The following is a 21,454-nucleotide window of genomic DNA, read 5'->3' as shown; positions in this document are numbered from 1 at the left end:
GCGCGGCGTGGGCGCTTTCGTGGGGACCTCACGGATGGCAGAGTCGAGCCGATGCCCAGCACAGACCAGGGCGGTACGGGAGAGGCAATGCGAGACCTGCGGCTCATCGGAGTCCACGAGGACGGTCAGCACCTGCTGCTGTCCGACAACGAGGGCGAGCGGTTCCGGGTGCAGCTCGACGAGCCGCTCCGCGCTGCCGTGCGCCGTGACCGCCCACGCCTCGGCCAGCTGCAGATCGAGATCGACGGCGGCATGCGTCCCCGCGAGGTGCAGGCCCTGATCCGGGCGGGCTACTCCGCCGCCGAGGTCGCCGAGCGCTCGGGCTGGACCGTCGAGAAGGTCGCCCGCTACGAGGGCCCGATCCTGGCCGAGCGCGAGTACGTCGCCGGCCTGGCCCGGACCGTGCGGGTGCGCGCCCGGGGCGGCGGTGGGCAGCAGGCCACCACGCTCGCCGCGCGGGTCAGCCAGCGCCTGTCCGGCCGCGGCGTCGACCCGGCGCTCGCCGAGTGGGACTCCGCGCGCAACGACAGCGGCGAGTGGACCGTCATCCTCACCTTCCCCGCCGGTGGCCGCGAGCGGCAGGCGCGGTGGGCCTTCGACGTGCAGGCGCGCACCGTCACGGCCGCCGACGACGAGGCCCGCTGGCTCAGCGAGGAGGAGGCGGCCACCCCGGCCTCTCCCCTGCCTGCCCCCCACCTGGTCTCGACGCCCGCCCGGGCGACCACGGTCTACGACGTGGAGGCCGAGGGCGGTGTGTCCTCGCCACGCCGCCAGGCCGCTCCTCCGGTGCCCGACGAGCCGCTCGACCTCATGTCGGCGATGCGCGAGCGGGCAGCCCACCGGGGTCGTCCCCGCCGGCGCCGCAGCAGCCCCGCCGCGACACCGGTCGACGAGGCCCCGCGCGAGGACGCACTGCCCCTCGAGGACTTCGCGTACGACCCCGAGACCATGCCACCCCCGCCCGCGGCCAGGGGCCCGCACCCGCTCGACGCCGACTCCGCCGGCGAGGTCGGCCACGACGTGCTGCCGGCCGCGTACACCTCGCCCGAGGACCGGCCGGACCCCGTCTCCGGCGTCGGGTCCGCGCCCGGGCCAGACGCCTCCACGGCTGCGGAGGGCCAGGAGACCGACGAGCCCGACGAGTCAAGCCCGCGGCAGCGCGAGGACCGGGCACAGCGGAAGCCGGCACGGCCGGAGACCGAGGACCGCTCGCAGGCGGAGCCCGACCAGCAGCAGGAGCCCCGGCAGGAGGCGCCCGCGAAGGAGCAGTCCTCCCCGGCCGCGTCCAACCGGCCGGCCAAGCGGCGGACCGGTCGCCCGAGCGTGCCGAGCTGGGACGACGTCATGTTCGGGGCCAAGCCCCGCGAGTGACGCCTCGCGCGTGACCTGGGGGAACCGGCGCTCAGGCCTGCGGCACCGGGCAGAGGTCGAGGTCGAACGGCAGCACGTCGGGCGAGCTCGAGGCGGCCCGGGCTGCGGCCGAGTTCATCCGCCGCATGAAGTGGCGGCGGCACAGCACCTCGTACTCCACGAGGTCCTCGCCGCCGGGCTGGGTGTCGCCGACGACGACCTGCTCGCCCTCCACGACCATCGCGCCGTTGACGACGCGCGCGTTGTGCGTGGCGCGGCGGCCGCACCAGCACAGGGCCTCCACCTGGAGCACCTGCACCTTGTCCGCGAGCTCGATGAGCCGTCGTGAGCCGGGGAACAGCTGGGTCCGGAAGTCGGCCGTGATGCCGAAGGCGAAGACGTCGACCCCCATCTCGTCGACGATCTTCGCCAGCTGCTCCACCTGCTCGGCCGAGTAGAACTGGGCCTCGTCGCAGATGAGGTAGTCGACCGGCAGCCCCGAGGTGGCGTGTCCCACCACGGTGTCCCAGAAGTCGAGGTCGTCGTGCACCTCGTGCGCCGCGGTCGACAGCCCGAGCCGGGAGGACAGCCGGTCCTCTCCGGCGCGGTCGAGCTTGCTGAAGATGAGCCCCCGCCGACCCCTGGCCCGGTGGTTGTGGTCCATCTGGAGGGCGAGGGTGGACTTGCCGGAGTCCATGGTGCCGGAGAAGAAGACGAGCTCAGCCACGAGAGGACACCCTAGGCGTTCACCCGGGCAGGGACGTGGAACAACGGCACCGCGGACTCCTCGGGTGTCAGCGACCCGTGCAGCCCGAGCAGCGCCAGCAGCTGTGGCCGGGCGCGGCGGGAGTCGACGATCGCGAAGTTCTGGCGCATCGCGACGACCAGGTCTCCGATGCGGGCCCGGTTGCGGTCCTCCACCCGGCCGAACCAGCCCTCCTCGATGGCCTGGTCCCGGGTGCGGATCCACGCCCGCTCCTGCACGCGCTCGCGCCAGACGTGGGCGACGTCGTGGGCAGCGCCCGGCTGGCAGTACAGCTGCAGTGCCCGCGGCTCGCCGCCGACGTGCCGGACTCCGGCCGCGAGCTCGAGGTCGTGGGCCAGGTCGATGCGCAGCGCGTGCGGCGCGTCGACCATGCCGTGGTCGGCGGTCACGACCACGGCCGTGTCGGGCGGCACCCCGGCGACCAGCCGGGCGATCTCCGCGTCGATGGCCTCGAGCTCGTCACCCCACTCCCAGGACTGGCAGCCGTGGACGTGGCCGACCTTGTCGAGGTCGCCCCAGTAGACGTAGACCAGCGAGCGCTGGTCGCGCCGCAGGGCCGTCTGGGCGGCGTCGACGCGGTCGGCAAGGCTGTTGGCAGCCACGAACCGGCCCCCGCGCACCGCGGCCCGTGTGAGCCCCGAGCCGTCGAAGAACGCCGGGCCGACCCGGGTCACGGCGACGCCGTCGCGGTCGGCAGCCTCGAGCACGGTCTCCAGCGGCTGCCAGGTGAGCGGGTCCGGGCCGTCCTCCCAGGACAGCTCGTTGACGAGCCGGTCCTCGCCGGGCACGAGCACCTCGTAGCCGAGCAGCCCGTGCACCCCGGGCGGGGCCCCGGTACCGAAGGTGCCCATCGAGGTGGCCGTGGTCGACGGGAAGCCGGCGGTGAGCCGGTGGGCGCCCGGCAGCAGCGAGCGCAGGTACGGCGCGTGGCCGCCGCGGCGGCGGATCAGCTCGTAGCCGAGGCCGTCGACGAGCACCACGACGGCGCGTCGCGCCGGCGGCAGCTCGATCGGGGCCCGTCCGGCATACCCCTTGACCCCGAGCGCGGCGGCCACGGAGGGAAGCACTCCGGCGAGGCCTGCGTCGTCGTAGTGGGGTGGGGTCAGACCCTCGTGCGGCATCGGCTACCGGACGTCCGGAGGGGGGAGCACCGTCACGGTCCTCACCGGCCGATGCCGGCCGACAGCTGCCGGGCGAAGCCCAGCGCCTGTCGCAGTGCCGCCTCGCCCTCGGCGTCAGCGCTGATCCGCAGGGAGATGTCGTCCGAGGCGATGCTGCCCTCGTAGCCGTGGTCGGCGTCGCAGTCGGGGTCCGCGCACGAGGCGGGCACGAGGTCGACCCGGCTCACCGCGCCCCACCCGAGGGTCAGGGTGATCTCACGACCGAGGGAGCCCGGGCGGTACTCCTGCGGGTTCGACACGACATGGGTCACCATCACGCCACGCACGGCCGACAGCGGGACGCTCTCGGTGGTGGCGGTGGCGGTGTCCTCGTGCTCGGGGCTGTCGTCGGTGTGGTCGTCGGCGTGGGCTATGACCAGCCGGCTCGAGGTCAGGGCGAGCACGGTGATGTGCCGCCGCACGACGTCGTGGTCGAAGGTCGTCTCCTGGTGCACGAGGTGCGAGACGACGTCCTCCCCCGCGAGCGCTGCCTGGACGACGTCACCCACGAGGGCGGGGTAGTAGCCGGCGCGCTCGATGGCGCGCGTGAGGTCGTCGGGCAGGGGTGCCAGCGGTGTCGACGCGCTGGACGGGGAGGTTGGACCCATGGGGCCATCCTGCCCTAGCCGTGGGCACCACGCCGGAGTGGAGGAGCCCGCCGACCATACCTGCAGGTCAGCCCGCTGCACCCGCCCGCCGCCGCGTCCGTCGGCCTCAGGTGAGGGTGCGCCGGCCCGGGTCCTTGCGCCGCGGCGTGGGCGACAGGGTGACCTCCGCACCGAGCACCTCCACCCCGCCGGCGTGGGCGTTGACCGGGTTGAGGACCAGGCTCGCGACCTCGGGGAGGTTGTCCGCGAGGACCGAGACGCGGGCGATGAGGTCCGCGAGCGCGGCGCGGTGCACGGGGGCCGCCCCGCGGTGCCCGTGCAGCATCGGCGACGCCTTCACCGAGGAGATGAGGTCGGAGACGTCGACGTCGGTCAGGGGCGGGATGCGGTGCCCGATGTCGCCGAGGAGCTCAGTGGGGGCGCCGGCGATGCTGAAGGAGACGACCGGTCCGAAGAGGGGGTCCTCCTCGCTGCGCACGACGCAGGAGATGCCCGGCTGGGCCGCCATCCGCTGCACGACGAACGCGTTGGCGGACAGCGGCGTGAGCAGCTCGTTGAGCGCCTCGAACGCCCCGCGCAGCTGGCCCTCCGTGCGCAGGTCGACCCGGATGCCGGACAGTCCCGGTGAGTGCTGCATCAGCGGCGCGACCGACTTCACCACCACCGGGTAGCCGACGGCCTCGGCCGCTGCGACCGCCTCGTCCGCCGTCGTGACGGGGATGCTCTGCCACATCTCGATGCCGTACGCCTGGAGCAGCTGGGCCGCCTCGGTCGGCGTGAGGCGCCGCCCCTCCGGGTCGCGCTCGAGGACCTCGTCGACGAGGTGCTGGGCCGCCTCGCGGTCGATGCCCACCGGCCGCACGGGCACGCCGTGGTCGCGCGAGCGCCACGCGGCATACCTCGTCGCGGCGGCGAGGGCGCGCACCGCGTCCTCGGGCATGGAGTATGCCGGGACCACCTCCTCGCGTCCGTCGCTCGTGGTGCCGGCCAGGCGCTCGACGACGCCGCGCATGCCGAGGAACGTGGCGACGCACGGCTTGTCGGACAGCAGGGCCGCATCGCGGACCGCGGTCGCGACGTCCTCGTCGAGGGTGACCAGCGGCGGGATGAAGCAGGTGAGCACGCTGTCGACGTCGGGGTCGGCGAAGGCGTCCGCGAGCGCCTGCGCGAACAGCTCGCCGCGGGCGTCGCTGGGCAGCGACACCGGGCCGTGCGTGACCTCCAGGCCCCAGCTGACGCACGCCTCCGCGGTGAGCGCGCCGAGCGCGTCCGAGTTGCCGACGACGGCCACGCGGTTGCCGCCCGGAAGCGGCTGGTGGACGAGCAGCTGGGCGACGTCGAACATCTGGTGGACGTTCTCGACCCGGATGACGCCGGCCTGGCGCAGCATCGCGTCGAAGGCCTCGGGCCGCACGCGGGTCGTCCGGGCCCGGTGGCCTGGTGGGACGCCGTAGCTCGACACGCCGGACTTCACCACGACGACCGGCTTGGTCAGGGCGAGCCGCCGGGCGATGCGGGAGAACTTGCGCGGGTTGCCCATCGACTCGAGGTAGAGGCCGACGACGTCGGTGTCCTGGTCGTCGATCCAGTACTGCATGAAGTCGTTGCCGGAGACGTCGACGCGGTTCCCCGCGGAGGCGAAGACCGAGATGCCGAGGCCGCGGCGCGCGGCGGAGGCGAGCACCGCGATGCCCAGAGCACCGCTCTGGGCGAACAGGCCCAGCCGGCCGGCCGGCGGCAGCTCGGGGGCGAGCGAGGCGTTGAGCCGCACGTGCGGGGAGTTGTTGATGACCCCGAAGGAGTTGGGACCGAGGACACGCATCCCCGCGGCCCGGGCGCGGGTCAGGAGCTCGGCCTGGAGCTGCTCCCCCTCCGGCCCTGCCTCGGCGAACCCGGCACTCACCACCAGCAGGGTCCGCACGCCGGCCTCGGCGCAGTCGGCGACGACGTCGAGCACCTCGTCGGCCGGGACCGCGACGACGGCGAGGTCGACGTCGTCCGGGATCTCCGAGACGCGGGTGTGGCTCGGCAGCCCGAGCACCTCCATGGCCTCGCGGTTGACCGCGTGCACGGCGCCGTGGAACCCGGCCGCCAGGATGTTGGCGAGGATGTGGTGGCCGATGGAGTCGGTCCGGCGGCTGGCCCCGACGACCGCGATGGAGTCCGGGAACAGCACCGAGTGCATGCTCACCGACTCGGCGCGGTGCTCGCGGGAGAGCCGCACCGCCTCGGACCGCTCGGTGGGCTGGATGTCGAAGCGCAGCGACACGACGCCGTCCTCGAACCGCCGGCTCACCTCGTACCCGGCGTCGCCGAACACCGACATCATCTTGCGGTTCTGCGGCAGCACCTCGGCGGTGAACTCCTCGATGCCCGAGTCCCACGCGATGACGGCGAGGTGCTCGAGCAGGACCGACCCGATCCCCTTGCCCTGGAAGGAGTCGGAGATGTTGAACGCCACCTCGGCGCTCGTCGGCGTGATCCGGTCGTACCGGCCGATGCCGATGATCTCGCCGCGCACGGTCGCCACCAGGGCCACCCGGTCGTGGTAGTCGACCGTGGTGAAGCGGGTGACGTCGCGCTCGCTGAGCTGGCGCAGCGGCGCGAAGAAGCGCATGTAGATGGACTCTTCTGACTGGCCGGCGTGGAAGCGGTGGACTGCCGGTGCGTCAGCGGGGGTGATGGGGCGCAGGTGGGCGACCGATCCGTCGCGGAGCACGACGTCGGCCTCCCACCACGCCGGGTACCCGGGTGGAAGGGCCGCGGCCTGCGTCATGGCGCAAGCATGGCAGACCGGTACGACGTGCCCGTCGGGTCGGCGCCGAACCTCGTGTGCTCAGCGCCGAGTGCCCGTCGCATCAGTGCCGAGTGCCCGTCGCGTCAGCGCCGCAGCGGGACGCGGGTGAAGCGCTGGCCCGCATCGGTGCTCTGCCAGTACGCGAGCCCGCCCTCGACGGCATACACGAGGGAACCACCCGCGGCACCCGCCCAGACCGGCGCTCCCCCACGTCCGGGACCGGTGTCGCCCCACGTGCGCCCGCCGTCGGCGCTGACGAGCAGGGCGCTGGCGGCAGGTGTGCCGGACGAGCTGGTGGGCACGCCACCGGTCACGGCGACGAGACGCTTGGCGTCCGTGCCGGTCAGCCACGTCCCCGGCGCCGTGGGGCGACCCAGGCCCGGCGCCGGCGTGGCGGTCCAGGTCATGCCGCGGTCGGTCGACACGACCACCGACCACTCCTGCGCCGGCTTGCCCTTGGTGGCGCAGAGGCCGACGAGGGTGCCGCGGGCGGCCGCGGCGCCGGAGGCCCAGACGCCCCCGTCGCAGCCGTCGACGGGATCGAGCGCACCGGCCGGCCCCGTGAGCCGGACCAGCGGGCCCGGCAGCGCCTGACCCCGTCGGGCCGGGTCGGGCACCGAGGTGTTGAGGTACGCGTCGTGGCCGTCCATGGCCACCCAGGCGGCGTCGACGGCGGTCGGGGTGCCGTTCGCCTGGACCGGGGTGGTCGTGGTGTCACCGGCCCTGCCAGTCCTGGCCTGGACGTCGGTGCAGCCGCCCTGCTGGCCGAGGTCGCTCGGCGTGCAGGAGCGTGCCGTCGCCATCCAGATCCGGTCGCCGTCGGTCTCCAGCGACAGCACGGTGCGGCGGTCGACGTCCACCGGCTGCCAGCTCCGGCCACCGTCGGTGGTGCGCAGGGTGGTGCTGCCGAAGACGTAACCGACGTCGGGCTCGGCGAAGCGGATGCCGACGAGCTGGTTCGGGCCGGTCGGGGTCGTGCGGGCACCGGCCGTCGTCAGCGTCGTGAAGGTGGAGCGGGCGACCCAGGTGCGGCCGTCGTCGCGGGACGTCACGACCTGCGTGCACGGGTTGCCGCCGGGGCAGGTCGCCGAGCCCAGCGCGTAGAGGACGTTGCCGCCGGCGTTGGTCATCGAGACCAGGCCGAAGGACTGCGCGACGGGCAGCGGTCCCGTCGCCGTCGAGACCGCGGGGCTGGGGGTCGTCGCCTGTGCGGGGAGCGAGGGCGTGGAAGGTGCGGTCGTGGGCGTCGTCGTCACGGTCCGGGTCACCGTCTCGGCCGAGCGCTGGGACGACGCGGTCGCGGGCGTGGTGCGGTCGTCGGGCCGGTGCACGAGACCCGCCCACGCCCCCGCGGCGACGACCGCGGCGACGGCAGCCGCGGCGGCATACGGCAGCCACGACCGTCGCGCGGGCCTGCGGGCCTCGCGGACGATGCCCTCCCAGTGCTCGCGCCCGGCCGGCAGGTCGCGCAGGTCGGCCCGCTCGCGGGCGAAGAACTCCTCCACGGGGTCGCGCTGGTCGCCGGCCCCGGGCAGGTCGGTCAGGTCGCGGCGGCTCATCGGGTCTCTCCCAGCATCTGCGCCATGCGCTGGCGCGCGTCGAACAGGTCTCGCTTCACGGTGCCCTCGGACTTCTCCAGCTGCCGGGCGACCGTCGCCACCGGCAGGTCGGCGAAGTAGTGCAGCAGGACCACCACCCTCAGCCGGTCCGGCAGCGCCTGGACGGCGTCGCGCACCGTGAGGGTGGTGGCGTGGTCGGGCGCGGGCGTCACGAGGTCTCGCCCCGCCTCGTGCCGCTGGTATGCCGCGGCCTCGCGACCGCGCTTGCGCCAGTGGTCCCGCACGAGGTTCGCGGTGACCGTGTAGAGCCAGGGGCGGGGCTCGTCGACCTTGGCGAACTCCCGGTAGAGCTTCACGAAGGCCTCGCTGGCCAGGTCGTGGGCGGTGTCCGGGTCGCCGACCAGCTTGGCGGTCCAGCCGGCCAGCCGGGCGTAGTGCACGTCGTAGAGCTCGCGCAACGCGGACTCGACGTCCACCGACTCGTGCGCAGGCACCGACAGCCCTCCCCGACTGCTCACCGCGGGAATCGGCCCGGCCAACGTGGTCATGTCCCTGTGACGCCACTGTGGTCCGCGCGGTTGGGCCCATCCTCCCAGCCCGGGTGACCGGGAGGACCTTGGCCCCTGCGCATCCGGCCTGACCGGTGCCCAGCATGGGTCATGAGGTCCGCTCGTGCGAGGTCGAGCCGCGCCGCCCCGGTGGTGGCCCTGATCGCGGGTGCGCTCCTGTGGTCCGGCTGCGGCGGCCCGGAGCGGACGCCCGCCACCAGCCCCCCGGGCACGTCGACCGGCAGCACGACCACCGGGCCCACCACGTCCGGCCCGCAGTCCCCGTCGAGCTCCTCGACGTCGCCCACGAGCCGCGGCACGAGCCCGACCACGCCCCGGCCGAGCTCCTCGACACGGGCGACACCGTCACCGTCCCGGACCTCCTCGACGTCGCGGCCGCCCACGACCTCGCCGACGTCACCGCGCCCGACCCTGCCGGCGGCGCTCGCCGACGGCGTCGTGACGCGGGTCCCGACGAGCCGCAAGGTCGTGGCCCTGACCTTCGACGGTGGCGCGGGCGCCCAGGGCGCGGCGTCGATCCTGTCGACCCTGCGGGCGCAGGGCGTCCCCGCCTCCTTCTTCGTCACGGGCCAGTTCGCCACCGCGAACCCCGCCCTCGTCCGTCAGATGGCGGCCGTCGGCCCCGTGGGCAACCACACGTGGGACCACCCGCACCTGCCCGCCCTGTCCGACAGCGCGGTCCGCACCGAGGTCTCGCGCGCCGAGTCGGCGATCCGGGCTGCGACCGAGCGCACTCCGCGGCCGTTCTTCCGGTTCCCCTTCGGCGAGTCCAGCAGCCACTCCCTCGCCCTCGTCCACGCCGCCGGGTACGGCGCCGTGGGCTGGACCACCGACTCCCTCGGGTGGAAGGGCACGAGCGGCGGGCAGTCGGTCGACTCGGTGGTCGCGCGCGTGCTCGCCGGCCGCACCCCCGGCCAGGTCGTCCTCATGCACGTGGGCGCGAACCCGGACGACGGCACCACCCTCGACGCCGCCGCCCTGGCGCGCGTCATCGCCGGCTACCGCGCGGCCGGGTACGGCTTCACCACCCTCGACGCCCTGCGCTGAGGCCGGCGCCGACACAATGGCCGCGTGGAGCTTCGCGAGGTCCTGCGCCGACGACGGATGGTGCGACGGTTCGACCCCGGCCGCCCGGTGGGCCGCGCCGAGCTCGACGCGGTCCTGTATGCCGCGCAGCGGGCCCCCAGCGCCGGGTACAGCCAGGGCTGGGACTTCGTCGTGCTGACCGGCGAGGACGAGCGGACGGCGTTCTGGGCGGCCGTCGCCGATGACTCCTCCGGCGACTCCTCCGGTGGCTCCGCCGGGGAGCCCGACGCCTGGCTCCGGGGGGTGTCCGCCGCGCCTGCGCTCGTCCTGTGCCTCTCCGACCCCGACGCCTACCTCGACCGCTACGCCGAGCCCGACAAGGGCTGGACCGACCGCGACCCCGCCCGCTGGCCCGTCCCCTACTGGGACGTCGACACGGGGATGGCGGCGATGGCGATGCTGCTGGCCGCCGTCGACGAAGGGCTCGGCGCCCTCTTCTTCGGGGTGCCGCCGGCGGCCCACGACCGGGTGCGGCAGGCACACGGCATACCGGGCAACCGCCGGCTCGTCGGGGTCGTGGCGCTCGGCCACGAACGCACCCGGGTCGGCGGGTCGAGCCGCACGCGGGCTCGCCGGCCGGCGGCCGAGGTCGTGCACTGGGGCACGTTCGGCGGAGCCGGCCACGGGCCCAGCGGCGTGGCGGGCGAGGGGCCCTCCGACCGGTAGGACAGGATGGTGGGGTTCCCCACCGTCCGTGCCAGGAGATCGCCACCGCATGGCCCGCAAGACCACTGCCTCCCCTCCCCCGCCCGACGACTTCGTCGAGCGCATCGCCGACATCGACGTGTCGGAGGAGATGCAGAACGCCTACATCGAGTACTCCGTCTCGGTCATCAAGGCCCGGGCGCTGCCCGACGCCCGCGACGGCCTCAAGCCGGTGCAGCGACGGATCCTGTTCTCGATGCAGGAGATGGGGCTGCGTCCCGACCGCGGCCACGTGAAGTCCTCGCGCGTCGTCGGCGACGTCATGGGCAAGTACCACCCGCACGGCGACACGGCGATCTACGACGCGCTGGTCCGCATGGCCCAGCCGTTCACGATGCGGCTGCCGCTGGTCGACGGGCACGGCAACTTCGGCTCGCTCGACGACGGCCCGGCCGCGTCCCGGTACACCGAGGCCCGACCCGCGCCGGCCGCGCTGCTCATGACCGGCAGCCTGCACGAGGACACCGTCGACTTCGTCCCCAACTACGACGACCAGCTCATGCAGCCGGACGTCATGCCGGCGGCGTACCCCAACCTGCTCGTCAACGGCGTCAGCGGCATCGCGGTCGGCTTCGCCACGAACATGCCGCCGCACAACCTCGTCGAGGTCATCGGCGCGGCCCGCCACCTGCTCTCGCACCCGTCGTGCTCGCTGGACGACCTCATGAAGTTCGTCCCCGGCCCCGACCTGCCCCAGGGCGGGCGCATCGTCGGGCTCGACGGCATCCGCGACGCCTACCTCACCGGCAAGGGCTCGTTCCGCACCCGCGCGACCGCCCGGGTCGAGAAGGTCACGCCGCGCCGCCAGGGCATCGTCGTCACCGAGCTGCCCTACCTCGTCGGCCCCGAGAAGGTCATCGAGAAGATCAAGGACAACGTCCAGTCCAAGAAGCTCCAGGGCATCGCCGACGTCAAGGACCTGACCGACCGCAAGCACGGCCTGCGGCTGGTCATCGAGGTCAAGAACGGCTTCAACGCGGACGCCGTGCTCGAGCAGCTCTACAAGCTGACGCCGATGGAGGACTCGTTCCCCATCAACAACGTCGCGCTCGTCGACGGCCAGCCGCGCACGCTGGGCCTGAAGGACCTGCTGCGCGTCTTCGTCGACTTCCGGACCCAGGTCGTCCGCCGACGCACCGAGTTCCGGCTCGGCAAGAACAAGGACCGGCTGCACCTCGTCGAGGGCCTGCTCGTCGCGATCCTCGACATCGACGAGGTCATCCAGGTCATCCGCTCCTCGGACGACTCCGCGATCGCACGCACCCGCCTCATCGAGGTCTTCGACCTCACCGAGGTGCAGGCCAACTACATCCTCGACCTGCAGCTGCGGCGACTCACCAAGTTCTCCCGCATCGAGCTCGAGAACGAGAAGACCGAGCTCGAGCGGCTCATCGAGGAGCTCGAGGCGATCCTCGGCGACGAGGCGCTGCTCACCAAGCTCGTCTCCACCGAGCTCGCCGAGGTCGCCAAGGCCCACGGGACCCCGCGGCGCACCGTGCTGCTCGAGTCGGCCGGGGTGCCCGCCACCGCGGCCTCGCCGCTCGAGGTCGCCGACGACCCGTGCTGGGTCCTGCTCTCCTCGACCGGGCTCATGGCGCGCACGACGACCGCCGACCCGATCCCCACCGAGGGTGGCCGCAGCAAGCACGACGTCGTCGTCGGCGCGGTGCGCACGACCGCCCGAGGCGAGGTCGGCCTGGTCACCTCGCTCGGCCGGATGATCCGCCTGTCCGCCCTCGAGCTGCCGACCCTGCCGCCCACCAACGGCTCCCCCAACCTCTCGGGCGGCGCGCCGCTCGCGGCGTACGTCGACCTGCCCGCCGGTGAGGAGCCGCTGACGATCGTGTCGCTCGGCGCCGACGGCGCGGGTGTCGCGCTCGGCACCGCGCAGGGCGTCGTCAAGCGCGTCACCACCGACTACCCCGGCCGCACCGACTTCGAGCTCATCTCGCTCAAGGACGGCGACCAGGTGGTCGGCGCGGTCGGCCTCGCCTCCGACGACGTCGACCTCGTGTTCATCACCACCGACGCCCAGCTCCTGCGGTTCCCCGCGACCGCCGTGCGCCCCCAGGGCCGGGCAGCCGGCGGCATGGCCGGGATCAAGCTCGCCTCAGGGGCGCGGGTCGCGTTCTTCGGCGCCGTGGCGGCCGGGGCCGACGCCGTCGTCGTCACCTCCTCCGGCTCCTCGGGCGCCCTGCCCGGCACCGAGCCCGGGTCGCTCAAGGTGACCCCGTATGCCGAGTACCCACCCAAGGGGCGCGCCACCGGCGGGGTGCGCTGCCACCGGTTCCTCAAGGGCGAGGACACCCTCGTCCTCGCCTGGGCGGGCGAGACCCCGGCCCGGGCAGCCGCTGCCAACGGCGTGGCCATCGAGCTGCCCGAGGCCACCGGCCGCCGCGACGGCTCCGGCACCCCGGCCGCCAGCCCGATCGCGCGGATCGCGAGCCCGCCCCGGTGAGCGACTCCCCCGGCGACCCCACCGCCGCCGCACCGTCGGCCGGCCACGGCCACTCGGCACCTGACGCGTGCTCGGTGGGGTTCGACCGGGCCGACGTCGCGGCCTACGGCACGGCGGCGCGGGCGACCTTCTTCGTCGCCCTCGAACAGCCCGGCCCCTGGGGTCGTGACGCCGCGACCCAGTCGCACCTGCCGCCCGGGCTCGGGGCGCAGCTGTCGTCCGCGTGCAGCGACCGCGGCGGCCGGCTCTCGCTGCTGCGCCGCCCCGGGCGGCACGCCGACGAGCACCACGGCGGCGGCCACACGGCATACCTCGCGTGGAGCGGACCGGACGCCTGGCTGCTCCGGGCCACGGTCGAGGACCCGGCCACGCTGCTGTCCGTCGACCTCGACGCGCTGGCCCGCGGCGACCGCGACGCCGTCGTGGCGTCGCTCCCCGGCGCCGCGCCGGCCGAGCCGGTGCTGCTCGTGTGCACGAACGGGCGCCGTGACGTCTGCTGCGCTGTGCGCGGCCGCCCGGTCGCGGTCGAGGCCGCCGCCGCCCGCCCGGGGCGCATCTGGGAGGCGTCGCACACCGGCGGCCACCGCTTCGCACCCACGGGTGTCCTGCTGCCGCACGGCGCCACGCTCGCCCGGCTGGACACCGCGCTGGCCACCACCGTCCTCGACGAGGCGGACCACGGCCGGCTGCCCGCCGCCGTGCTCGGGCCGCAGCACGACCGGGGCCGCAGCGGCCTCGAGCCCGACGCCCAGGCGGCCGAGTCGCACGTCCGCGCCGAGCACGGGGTCACGCAGCTCGGTGCGCTGGTCACCGAGCCGGTCGCCGACGGGTCCGCGGGGCGGTATGCCGTCCGGCACCGGGACGGGCGCGCGTGGGTCGTCGAGGTGCAGCGCCAGGAGGCCGGGACGCTGCCGGAGTCCTGTGCCAAGCTGCCCGTCGCCGTCGTGCAGAGGGTGCCCCGCACCGTCGGCTGAACCGGCGCGCACTGCTTGTCCGGATGTGACACGCGTCACCTCTGGCGGAGACGCCCGAGTTACGCAATCGTTACCCGAAGGAATACGCGCAACGATTGCGAGCCGCGGGCGTAAACGTTTACATGGGGTCGGTTCACCTCAGCGCTGAGGGGGCGTGTCCGCCTCAGCACGACGCGAGAAATGGAGGCGGGCACATGGCCCTCCGAATGCACACACGGCGCACCCTCACGGTGCTGGCCGGAGCCGCGTCCGTGGCGCTCGTCGCCGCGGCGTGTGGTGGTGGGAGCAGTGGTGGCGGCAACAGCGCTGCGTCCTCGGGCGCGGACAGCCGCGGCCCCATCACCTATGTCCAGGGCAAGGACAACAGCAACCTGCTCGGCCCCATGGCCGAGAAGTGGAACTCCACGCACCCGAACGAGAAGGTGACGGTCAAGGAGCAGTCCGACCAGGCCGACCAGCAGCACGACGACCTCGTGCAGCACTTCCAGGCCAAGGACCCCGGCTACGACGTCGTCTCGGTCGACGTCGTCTGGACCGCGGAGTTCGCCGCCAAGGGCTGGCTGACCCCGCTCAAGGACAAGTTCGCCCTCCCGACCGACGGCTTCCTCGAGCCGACGATCAAGGCCGCGACCTACAACAACACGCTGTACGCCGCTCCGACGTCCTCCGACGGCGCGATGCTCTACTACCGCAGCGACCTGGTCCCCAACCCGCCGAAGACCATCGACGAGATGTGGTCGATGTGCTCGATCGCCAAGAAGAACGGCATCGACTGCTTCGCCGGCCAGTTCGCCAAGTACGAGGGCCTGACCTGCAACGCCACCGAGTGGATGAACGCCTACGGCGCCAAGGTCGTGGACGCGGCTGGCAAGCCGACGGTCGACTCCCCCGAGGCGGCCAAGGGCCTGCAGGCGCTTGCCGACCACTACAAGAACGGTGACATCCCCAAGCAGGCGATCACCTACCAGGAGGAGCAGAGCCGGCAGTCCTTCGAGGACGGCAAGCTGCTGTTCCTGCGCAACTGGCCGTACGTCTACAACCTGGCCACCACCGACGCCTCGTCCAAGGTCAAGGGCAAGTTCAAGGTCGCCCCGCTCCCCGGCGTCAGCGGCCCGGGCACCTCGACCCTCGGTGGTCACATGGCGGCCATCAGCGCCTTCTCGAAGCACAAGGCCACCGCGCTGGACTTCCTGAAGTTCCTGACCTCGCCCGAGCAGCAGAAGACGAACATGGAGAAGGGCTCGCTGGCCCCGGTCATCGAGTCGATCTACACCGACCAGGCGCTCGTCTCCAAGTACCCGTACCTGCCGGTCCTCAAGGAGTCCATCTCCAACGCCGTGTCCCGCCCGGTCACGCCGTTCTACCCGGCCGTCACCCAGGCCATCCAGGAGAACAGCTTCGCTGCGATCCAGGGCCAGAAGACGCCGCAGCAGGCAGTCAAGGACATGCAGGACGCCATGAAGGCCGCCTCGGGCGGCTGACCTGACGGTCCCAGCATTCCCAGTGGTGTGGGGGTGGTCCCCACGGGGCCACCCCCACACCCGTACGGCGGCACGACAACCGCCACGCACCACCACCTGAACACTCGAGCATGACGTCCACCACCCGCCCTCCCCCGAGGGCGCGGCGCAGCCGGGGCAAGGAGCAGGCATGAGCGCAGTCGCGGAGTCGACGAAGAAGTCGACCCCCACGAGGAACAAGGCACCCAAGGAGAAGGGGCTCCACGCGGGCCAGGGTCGTCAGGGGCTGCTGCTCGTGGCACCGACCCTCATCTTCTTGGCCGTCATCATCATCTACCCGCTGCTGCGGGCAGTGCAGCTGTCCTTCCAGAAGGACGCCGGCCTCGATCCCGCCACCGGCCTGTTCGTCGAGGGCGGCAGCGCCGGCATCTCCAACTACACCCACTGGCTGCTGCAGCAGTGCGGCACCGTCGACTGCCCCCCGGGCACGCTCGGCGCGCAGTTCTACGACGCCTTCTGGGTGACGCTGTTCTTCACCGTCACCAGCGTCGTCATCGAGGTCATCCTCGGCATGTGGTTCGCGATGATCATGAACCGCGACTTCCGTGGACGTGGTCTCGTCCGCGCCGCGATCCTCGTGCCGTGGGCCATCCCCACCGCGGTCACCGCGAAGCTCTGGTTCTTCATCTTCGCCTACCAGGGAATCGCCAACAAGCTGCTCGGCTTCGTCGGGATCTCCCCGCAGCTGTGGACCAGCGACCCGCTGGCCGCCAAGCTCGCGATCGTCATCGCCGACGTCTGGAAGACCACGCCGTTCATGGCGCTGCTCATCCTGGCCGGCCTGCAGCTCATCCCGGGCGACGTGTACGAGGCCGCCCAGATCGACGGCGCCACCAAGTGGCAGACGTTCGTGCGGATCACGCTGCCCCTGGTCAAGACGCCCCTCATGGTCGCAGTCCTCTTCCGCACCCTCGACGTGCTGCGCATCTACGACCTCCCGGCCATCCTCACGCAGGGCGCGGGAGGCACCACGTCGTTGTCGATGCTCGTCATCAGGCAGATCCGCTCCGGTTTCCACAGCGCGTCGGCCCTGTCGACGATCGTCTTCCTCCTGGTCGCGTTCGTCGCCTTCCTCTTCATCAAGTTCGGTGGCGCCGACGTGATCCAGCGGCCGCCGCAGTCGAAGAAGCCGAAGAAGGAAGAACCCCAGACCGGCAACCCCGTCGCCGCCAACGCCACCTCCACGGGAGCCTGACATGACCGCCACCACCGCCACCACGGCGCCTCCGAACGCCGGCCGCACGGAGGCCCAGGAGATCCACTTCCGCAGCGACCGCAACGCCAAGATCCGGATGTACATCGGTCTGGCAGTGCTCGTCATCTGGGGCCTGGCCCCGTTCTACTGGATGGTCGTGACCGCGTTCCGCGACGTCGGCTACACCTTCGACAGCTCGCCCTGGCCGACCCACGTGACGCTGGACAACTTCAAGACGGCCTTCTCCACCGACCGTGGCAACCACTTCGGGGCCGCGCTCGTGCACTCGATCATCATCGGCATCGTCACCACCGCCGTGGCCATGCTCGTCGGTGTCTTCGCCTCGTACGCCCTGGCCCGGCTCAACTTCCCGGGCAAGTACGTCGTCCTCGGGGTCATCCTGGGGTCGTCGATGTTCCCCGGCGTCGCTCTCGTCTCCCCGCTGTTCCAGCTGTTCTCCAGCCTCGGCTGGCTGAGCGGCGTGAACTACCAGGCGCTGATCATCCCGAACATCTCCTTCGCGCTACCCCTCACCATCTACACGTTGACGGCGTTCCTGTCGGAGATGCCGTGGGAGCTCGAGGAGTCGGCGCGGATCGACGGCTGCACGCCCGGCCAGGCCTTCCGCAAGATCATGCTGCCGCTGGCCGCCCCGGGCCTGTTCACGACGGCGATCCTGGCGTTCATCGCGAGCTGGAACGAGTACCTGCTGGCCCAGCAGTTCTCCACGCCCTCGACCCAGACCGTCACCGTCGCCATCGCCCAGTTCACCGGCGCGCAGCCGCACCAGGAGCCGTACACCGCGGTCATGGCGGCCGGCACCATCGTCACCGTGCCGCTCATCATCATGGTGCTCGTCTTCCAGCGGGCGATCGTCTCCGGCCTCACGGCGGGAGGTGTCAAGGGCTAGGCCGCAGGCCTCGCCCGGACGACATGGGACTGTTCAACCCGGGCAGCGGCACCGGTGACGCACGCGCCAAGGCGCAGCGCCTCGACGTGCTGCTCGGAATCCTGGCTTTCTTCACGTTCATGGCGGCGGTGCAGACCGTCGTGCTCGAGGTCCGCGGGGAGGCGGCGGGTGGTTCCGCCGCCCTCCTCGCGGTGCTCCTGCTGGCCTGCTGGCTCACCTGGCGAGCCCGCCGGAACACGGGAGCCTGAACCACAGCGGGGAGGGGTCGATGAGCACCATCGGGGACGTGGCCCGCGCCGCCGGCGTGTCGGTGGCGACCGTCTCGCGCGCCCTGCGGGGCCTGGACCGGGTGAGCCCGGCCACGCGGGACCGCGTGCTGAAGGCGGCGGCCGAGCTCAACTACATGGCCTCCCCCGCGGCGACGAGCCTGGTGTCGGGGCGCACGCGCGGCATCGCCGTCGTGACGCCGTACTTCGACCGCTGGTTCTTCGCCACGGTCGTCAGCGGCATCGAGAAGGAGCTGCGGGACAAGGGCTACCACGTCCTGCTCTGCGACCTCGAGGGCCACACGTTCGACACCCGCCTGCCCATCACCCAGAGCATGTTCTGGAAGCGGGCCGACGGCATCATCCTGCTCAACGTCCCGCCCGACGCCTCCGAGCGGGCGCTCATCGACCGGCTGGGCCTGCCCGTCGTCACCGTCGGCAACCGCCAGCCGGGCTGGCCGTCGGTGCGGATCGACGACCGGGCCGCGATGGCCCTCGCGACACGGCACGTCATCGGCCTGGGTCACCGCGACATCGCGTATGCCGGGACGGTCCCGGGCTCGATCACCCACCTCCAGACGCCGTACGACCGGCGGGAGGCGTTCACGGCTGTCATGCGCGAGCACGGCCTGGCCTGCCCCACCGAGTGGGTGCTGGAGTGCGACTGGACCGCCGTCGGCGCGATGGAGCACGCGGACCGGCTCTTCACGAGCGGCCACCTGCCCACGGCTGTCGTCGCGGCGTCGGACGAGATGGCCTTCGGCGTCATGGCCTCCGCCCGGCGGCACGGCCTCGACGTGCCCGGTGACGTGTCGGTCATCGGGATCGACGACCACGTCTACTCGGACATCATGGGCCTCACGACGGTCCGCCAGGACGTGCTGGCGCAGGGGCGCCGGGCCGGCCGCATCATGCTCGACGCCCTCCACGGGCACGTCGACCCCGACCTCGACGAGGTCCTCGGCATCACCCTGGTGGACCGCGGCTCCACGGCGCCGGTCGGCTCCCGCGTGACGAAGGGCCTGACGACCGCCGGGACGAGGACCTGAGGCTCCTCAGGGGTCCTCGCGCCGGGATCAGGCGTCGATGCGCTCGCGACCGAGGTCGGCGGCGGACTCCACGATGAAGTCCTTGCGCGGTGCCACGTCGTTGCCCATGAGCAGCTCGAAGACACGCTCGGCGGCCTCGGCGTCCTCGAGCCGCACGCGCCGGAGGGTGCGGTGGCGCGGGTCCATGGTGGTCTCAGCGAGCTGGTCGGCGTCCATCTCCCCGAGGCCCTTGTACCGCTGCAGCGGCTGCTTGATCGTCCGGCCCCGCTTGTTGAGGTTCGCGACGGTCGCGCGCATCTCGCCCTCGGAGTAGGTGTAGATGAGCTCGTTCTTCTTCGAGCCCGGGTTGACGACCTCGATGCGGTGCAGCGGCGGCACCGCGGCATACACCCGGCCGGCCTCGACCAGCGGACGCATGTAGCGGAAGAAGAGGGTGAGCAGCAGGGTCCTGATGTGGGCGCCGTCGACGTCGGCGTCGGTCATGATGATGACCTTGCCGTAGCGGGCCGCGTCGAGGTCGAAGCTGCGGCCGGAGCCGGCACCGATGACCTGGATGATCGCCGCGCACTCGGCGTTCTTGAGCATGTCCGAGACGGACGCCTTCTGGACGTTGAGGATCTTGCCCCGGATCGGCAGCAGCGCCTGGTAGTCGCTGGAGCGGGCGAGCTTGGCGGTGCCGAGGGCACTGTCGCCCTCGACGATGAACAGCTCGGAGCGCTCGACGTCGGTGGAGCGGCAGTCGGCCAGCTTGGCCGGCAGGCTGCTGGTCTCGAGGGCGTTCTTGCGGCGCTGGGTCTCCTTGTGCAGCCGCGCGCTGATGCGCGACTTCATCTCCGAGACGACCTTCTCCAGCAGCAGCGAGGCCTGCGCCTTGTCGCCGCGCTTGGGCGACGTCAGCCGGGCGGTGAGCTCCTGCTCGACGACCTTCGCGACGATGGCGCGGACGGCGTTGGTGCCCAGCACCTCCTTGGTCTGGCCCTCGAACTGCGGCTCGGCGAGGCGCACCGTGACGACCGCGGTGAGGCCGGCCAGGACGTCGTCCTTCTCGGGCTTGTCGTTGCCCACCTTGAGCCGGCGGCTGTTGACCTCGAGCTGCTTGCGGAAGACCTTGAGCAGCGCCTGCTCGAAGCCGGCCAGGTGCGTGCCGCCCTTGGGCGTGGCGATGATGTTGACGAAGGACGAGACCTTCGAGTCGTAGCCGGTCCCCCACCGGACGGCGATGTCGACGCTGCACTCGCGCTCGACCTCGGTCGGCGTCATGTGGCCGTTGGAGTCGAGCACCGGCACGGTCTCGGTGAACGTCCCCGTGCCCTGCAGCCGCCACACCTCGGTGACCGCGGCGTCCGGCGCGAGGAACTCGGCGAACTCGGAGATGCCGCCGTCGTGGAGGAAGACCTCCTCGTGCGGGCCGTTCTCCCCCGGCGTGCCGGGCAGGCGTCGCTCGTCGCGCACGACGATCGCGAGGCCGGGCACGAGGAAGGAGGTCTGCCGGGCGCGCGCGACGAGCTGGTCGTAGTCGAAGGCGGCGTCCTTGAGGAAGATCTGCCGGTCGGCCCAGTAGCGGACCCGGGTGCCGGTGACGCCCCTCTTGGTCCTGCCGACGACCGCGAGCTCGGACGACCGCTCGTACGGGGTGAACTCGTGGTCGGGGCTCTTGTCGTCGCTCGCGACGTCCGGGAAGTAGCCGGGCTCGCCGCGCCGGAAGCTCATGGCGTAGGTCTTGCCGCCGCGGTCCACCTCCACGTCGAGCCGCGAGGACAGGGCGTTGACCACGGACGCGCCGACGCCGTGCAGGCCGCCGGACGCGGTGTAGGAGCCGCCGCCGAACTTGCCGCCGGCGTGGAGCTTGGTGAAGACCACCTCGACACCCGTGAGGCCGGTGCGCGGCTCGATGTCGACGGGAATGCCGCGGGCGTTGTCCCGGACCTCGACCGAGCCGTCCCGGTGCAGGACGACGTCGATCCGCTCGCCGTGGCCGCCCAGGGCCTCGTCGACGGCGTTGTCGATGATCTCCCAGAGGCAGTGCATGAGGCCGCGGCCGTCGGTCGAGCCGATGTACATGCCCGGCCGCTTGCGGACGGCCTCGAGGCCCTCGAGGACCTGCAGGTGGTGGGCGCTGTAGTCGCTGCTCGACTTCGTCGTCGCGGTCTTCTTGGCAGTGGTCTCGGTGGTGGCGGTGGCCACGGTCTGGGGTGCTCCTGTGCTGGGTCCGGCCCCGGTGGTGGGTGGCCCGTCGTCATGGGCCCCGGGTGGGGACCACGCTATCCCGGCGCGCCGACGAGGCCGCGCAGGCACGCGGCATACGACATCGGGCGTAGCCCCCTCGGGCCACTCGCGCCCCACCCGGACCCGGTTCCTCCCATCCACCGGACGTCCGAGCACCGAATCCCCTGATGTGACATGCATGACGTGCATCACGACCCAATGCGAGCCGGGAAGAACTGCGCATGCTTGACTGTTGCTACCGGCGCCGGAACGGGTA

17 protein-coding genes are annotated in these 21,454 nt (G+C 72.5%); 10 read left to right on the top strand and 7 right to left on the bottom strand.

The features are described 5' to 3' along the window. Positions 1-51 precede the first annotated feature (51 nt). Entirely contained in the window at positions 52-1,371 is a 1,320-nt protein-coding gene (gene sepH, locus J2X64_RS14990; protein ID WP_310156250.1) for a septation protein SepH, read from the top strand. Positions 1,372-1,402: 31 nt separating this feature from the next. On the opposite strand, the gene J2X64_RS14985 is transcribed toward sepH, so the two are convergent. The 6 genes from J2X64_RS14985 to J2X64_RS14960 all read right to left on the bottom strand — a co-directional run bounded on the left by J2X64_RS14985 (position 1,403) and on the right by J2X64_RS14960 (position 8,758). Beyond that, the gene (locus J2X64_RS14985; RefSeq protein ID WP_310156247.1) at positions 1,403-2,077 is read right to left on the bottom strand and encodes a thymidine kinase; all 675 of its coding nucleotides are present in this window, start codon (positions 2,075-2,077) and stop codon (positions 1,403-1,405) included. A gap of 11 nt (positions 2,078-2,088) precedes the next feature. After that, on the bottom strand, positions 2,089-3,237 hold the full coding sequence (locus J2X64_RS14980; RefSeq protein WP_310156244.1) for an alkaline phosphatase family protein: 1,149 nt from the start codon (positions 3,235-3,237) through the stop codon (positions 2,089-2,091). A 41-nt stretch (positions 3,238-3,278) separates the two neighbouring features. Further along, the gene (locus tag J2X64_RS14975) at positions 3,279-3,884 is read right to left on the bottom strand and encodes a DUF5998 family protein (RefSeq protein ID WP_310156241.1); all 606 of its coding nucleotides are present in this window, start codon (positions 3,882-3,884) and stop codon (positions 3,279-3,281) included. Between the two features lie 106 nt (positions 3,885-3,990). Then, positions 3,991-6,660: a GNAT family N-acetyltransferase gene (locus J2X64_RS14970; RefSeq protein ID WP_310156238.1), complete on the bottom strand. Its 2,670-nt coding sequence runs from the start codon at positions 6,658-6,660 to the stop codon at positions 3,991-3,993. A gap of 104 nt (positions 6,661-6,764) precedes the next feature. Continuing rightward, positions 6,765-8,240 (bottom strand): sialidase family protein, encoded by a 1,476-nt coding sequence (locus tag J2X64_RS14965; protein ID WP_310156235.1) that lies wholly within the window; start codon positions 8,238-8,240, stop codon positions 6,765-6,767. Next, complete coding sequence (locus tag J2X64_RS14960) at positions 8,237-8,758, bottom strand: RNA polymerase sigma factor (RefSeq protein WP_310156232.1); 522 nt, start codon at positions 8,756-8,758, stop codon at positions 8,237-8,239. Before J2X64_RS14960 ends, J2X64_RS14965 begins: the two co-directional genes overlap by 4 nt. A 141-nt stretch (positions 8,759-8,899) precedes the next feature. Between J2X64_RS14960 and J2X64_RS14955 the strand changes: the two genes are divergently transcribed. The 9 genes from J2X64_RS14955 (at position 8,900) to J2X64_RS14915 (ending at position 18,972) form a co-directional block, all read left to right on the top strand. Further along, on the top strand, positions 8,900-9,856 hold the full coding sequence (locus tag J2X64_RS14955; RefSeq protein WP_310156229.1) for a polysaccharide deacetylase family protein: 957 nt from the start codon (positions 8,900-8,902) through the stop codon (positions 9,854-9,856). A 24-nt stretch (positions 9,857-9,880) separates the two neighbouring features. Next, positions 9,881-10,561, top strand: a complete 681-nt coding sequence (locus J2X64_RS14950; protein WP_310156227.1) for a nitroreductase family protein — start codon at positions 9,881-9,883, stop codon at positions 10,559-10,561. A gap of 49 nt (positions 10,562-10,610) precedes the next feature. Next, positions 10,611-13,058, top strand: a complete 2,448-nt coding sequence (locus tag J2X64_RS14945; protein WP_310156224.1) for a DNA topoisomerase IV subunit A — start codon at positions 10,611-10,613, stop codon at positions 13,056-13,058. Next, positions 13,055-14,032 (top strand): sucrase ferredoxin, encoded by a 978-nt coding sequence (locus J2X64_RS14940; RefSeq protein WP_310156222.1) that lies wholly within the window; start codon positions 13,055-13,057, stop codon positions 14,030-14,032. The genes J2X64_RS14945 and J2X64_RS14940 overlap by 4 nt, the downstream gene beginning before the upstream one ends. A 206-nt stretch (positions 14,033-14,238) precedes the next feature. Further along, entirely contained in the window at positions 14,239-15,513 is a 1,275-nt protein-coding gene (locus J2X64_RS14935; protein WP_310157557.1) for an ABC transporter substrate-binding protein, read from the top strand. Between the two features lie 169 nt (positions 15,514-15,682). Then, a complete protein-coding gene (locus J2X64_RS14930) occupies positions 15,683-16,747 on the top strand; it encodes a sugar ABC transporter permease (protein WP_310156219.1) in 1,065 nt (354 codons plus the stop codon). A 1-nt stretch (position 16,748) separates the two neighbouring features. Next, on the top strand, positions 16,749-17,657 hold the full coding sequence (locus J2X64_RS14925) for a carbohydrate ABC transporter permease (protein ID WP_310156216.1): 909 nt from the start codon (positions 16,749-16,751) through the stop codon (positions 17,655-17,657). Between the two features lie 23 nt (positions 17,658-17,680). Next, positions 17,681-17,905, top strand: coding sequence for a hypothetical protein (locus J2X64_RS14920; protein WP_310156213.1), 225 nt, complete (start codon positions 17,681-17,683; stop codon positions 17,903-17,905). Positions 17,906-17,925: 20 nt separating this feature from the next. Then, on the top strand, positions 17,926-18,972 hold the full coding sequence (locus J2X64_RS14915; RefSeq protein ID WP_310156210.1) for a LacI family DNA-binding transcriptional regulator: 1,047 nt from the start codon (positions 17,926-17,928) through the stop codon (positions 18,970-18,972). A 27-nt stretch (positions 18,973-18,999) separates the two neighbouring features. Here J2X64_RS14915 and J2X64_RS14910 read toward each other — a convergent pair whose 3' ends face one another. Next, positions 19,000-21,156, bottom strand: a complete 2,157-nt coding sequence (locus J2X64_RS14910; protein ID WP_310156207.1) for a DNA topoisomerase IV subunit B — start codon at positions 21,154-21,156, stop codon at positions 19,000-19,002. Between the last annotated feature and the right edge of the window lie 298 nt (positions 21,157-21,454).

Origin of the sequence: Phycicoccus sp. 3266, assembly GCF_031456495.1 — a bacterium.
GTDB lineage: Bacteria > Actinomycetota > Actinomycetes > Actinomycetales > Dermatophilaceae > Pedococcus.
This window is presented reverse-complemented; position numbering and strand designations above follow the sequence as displayed.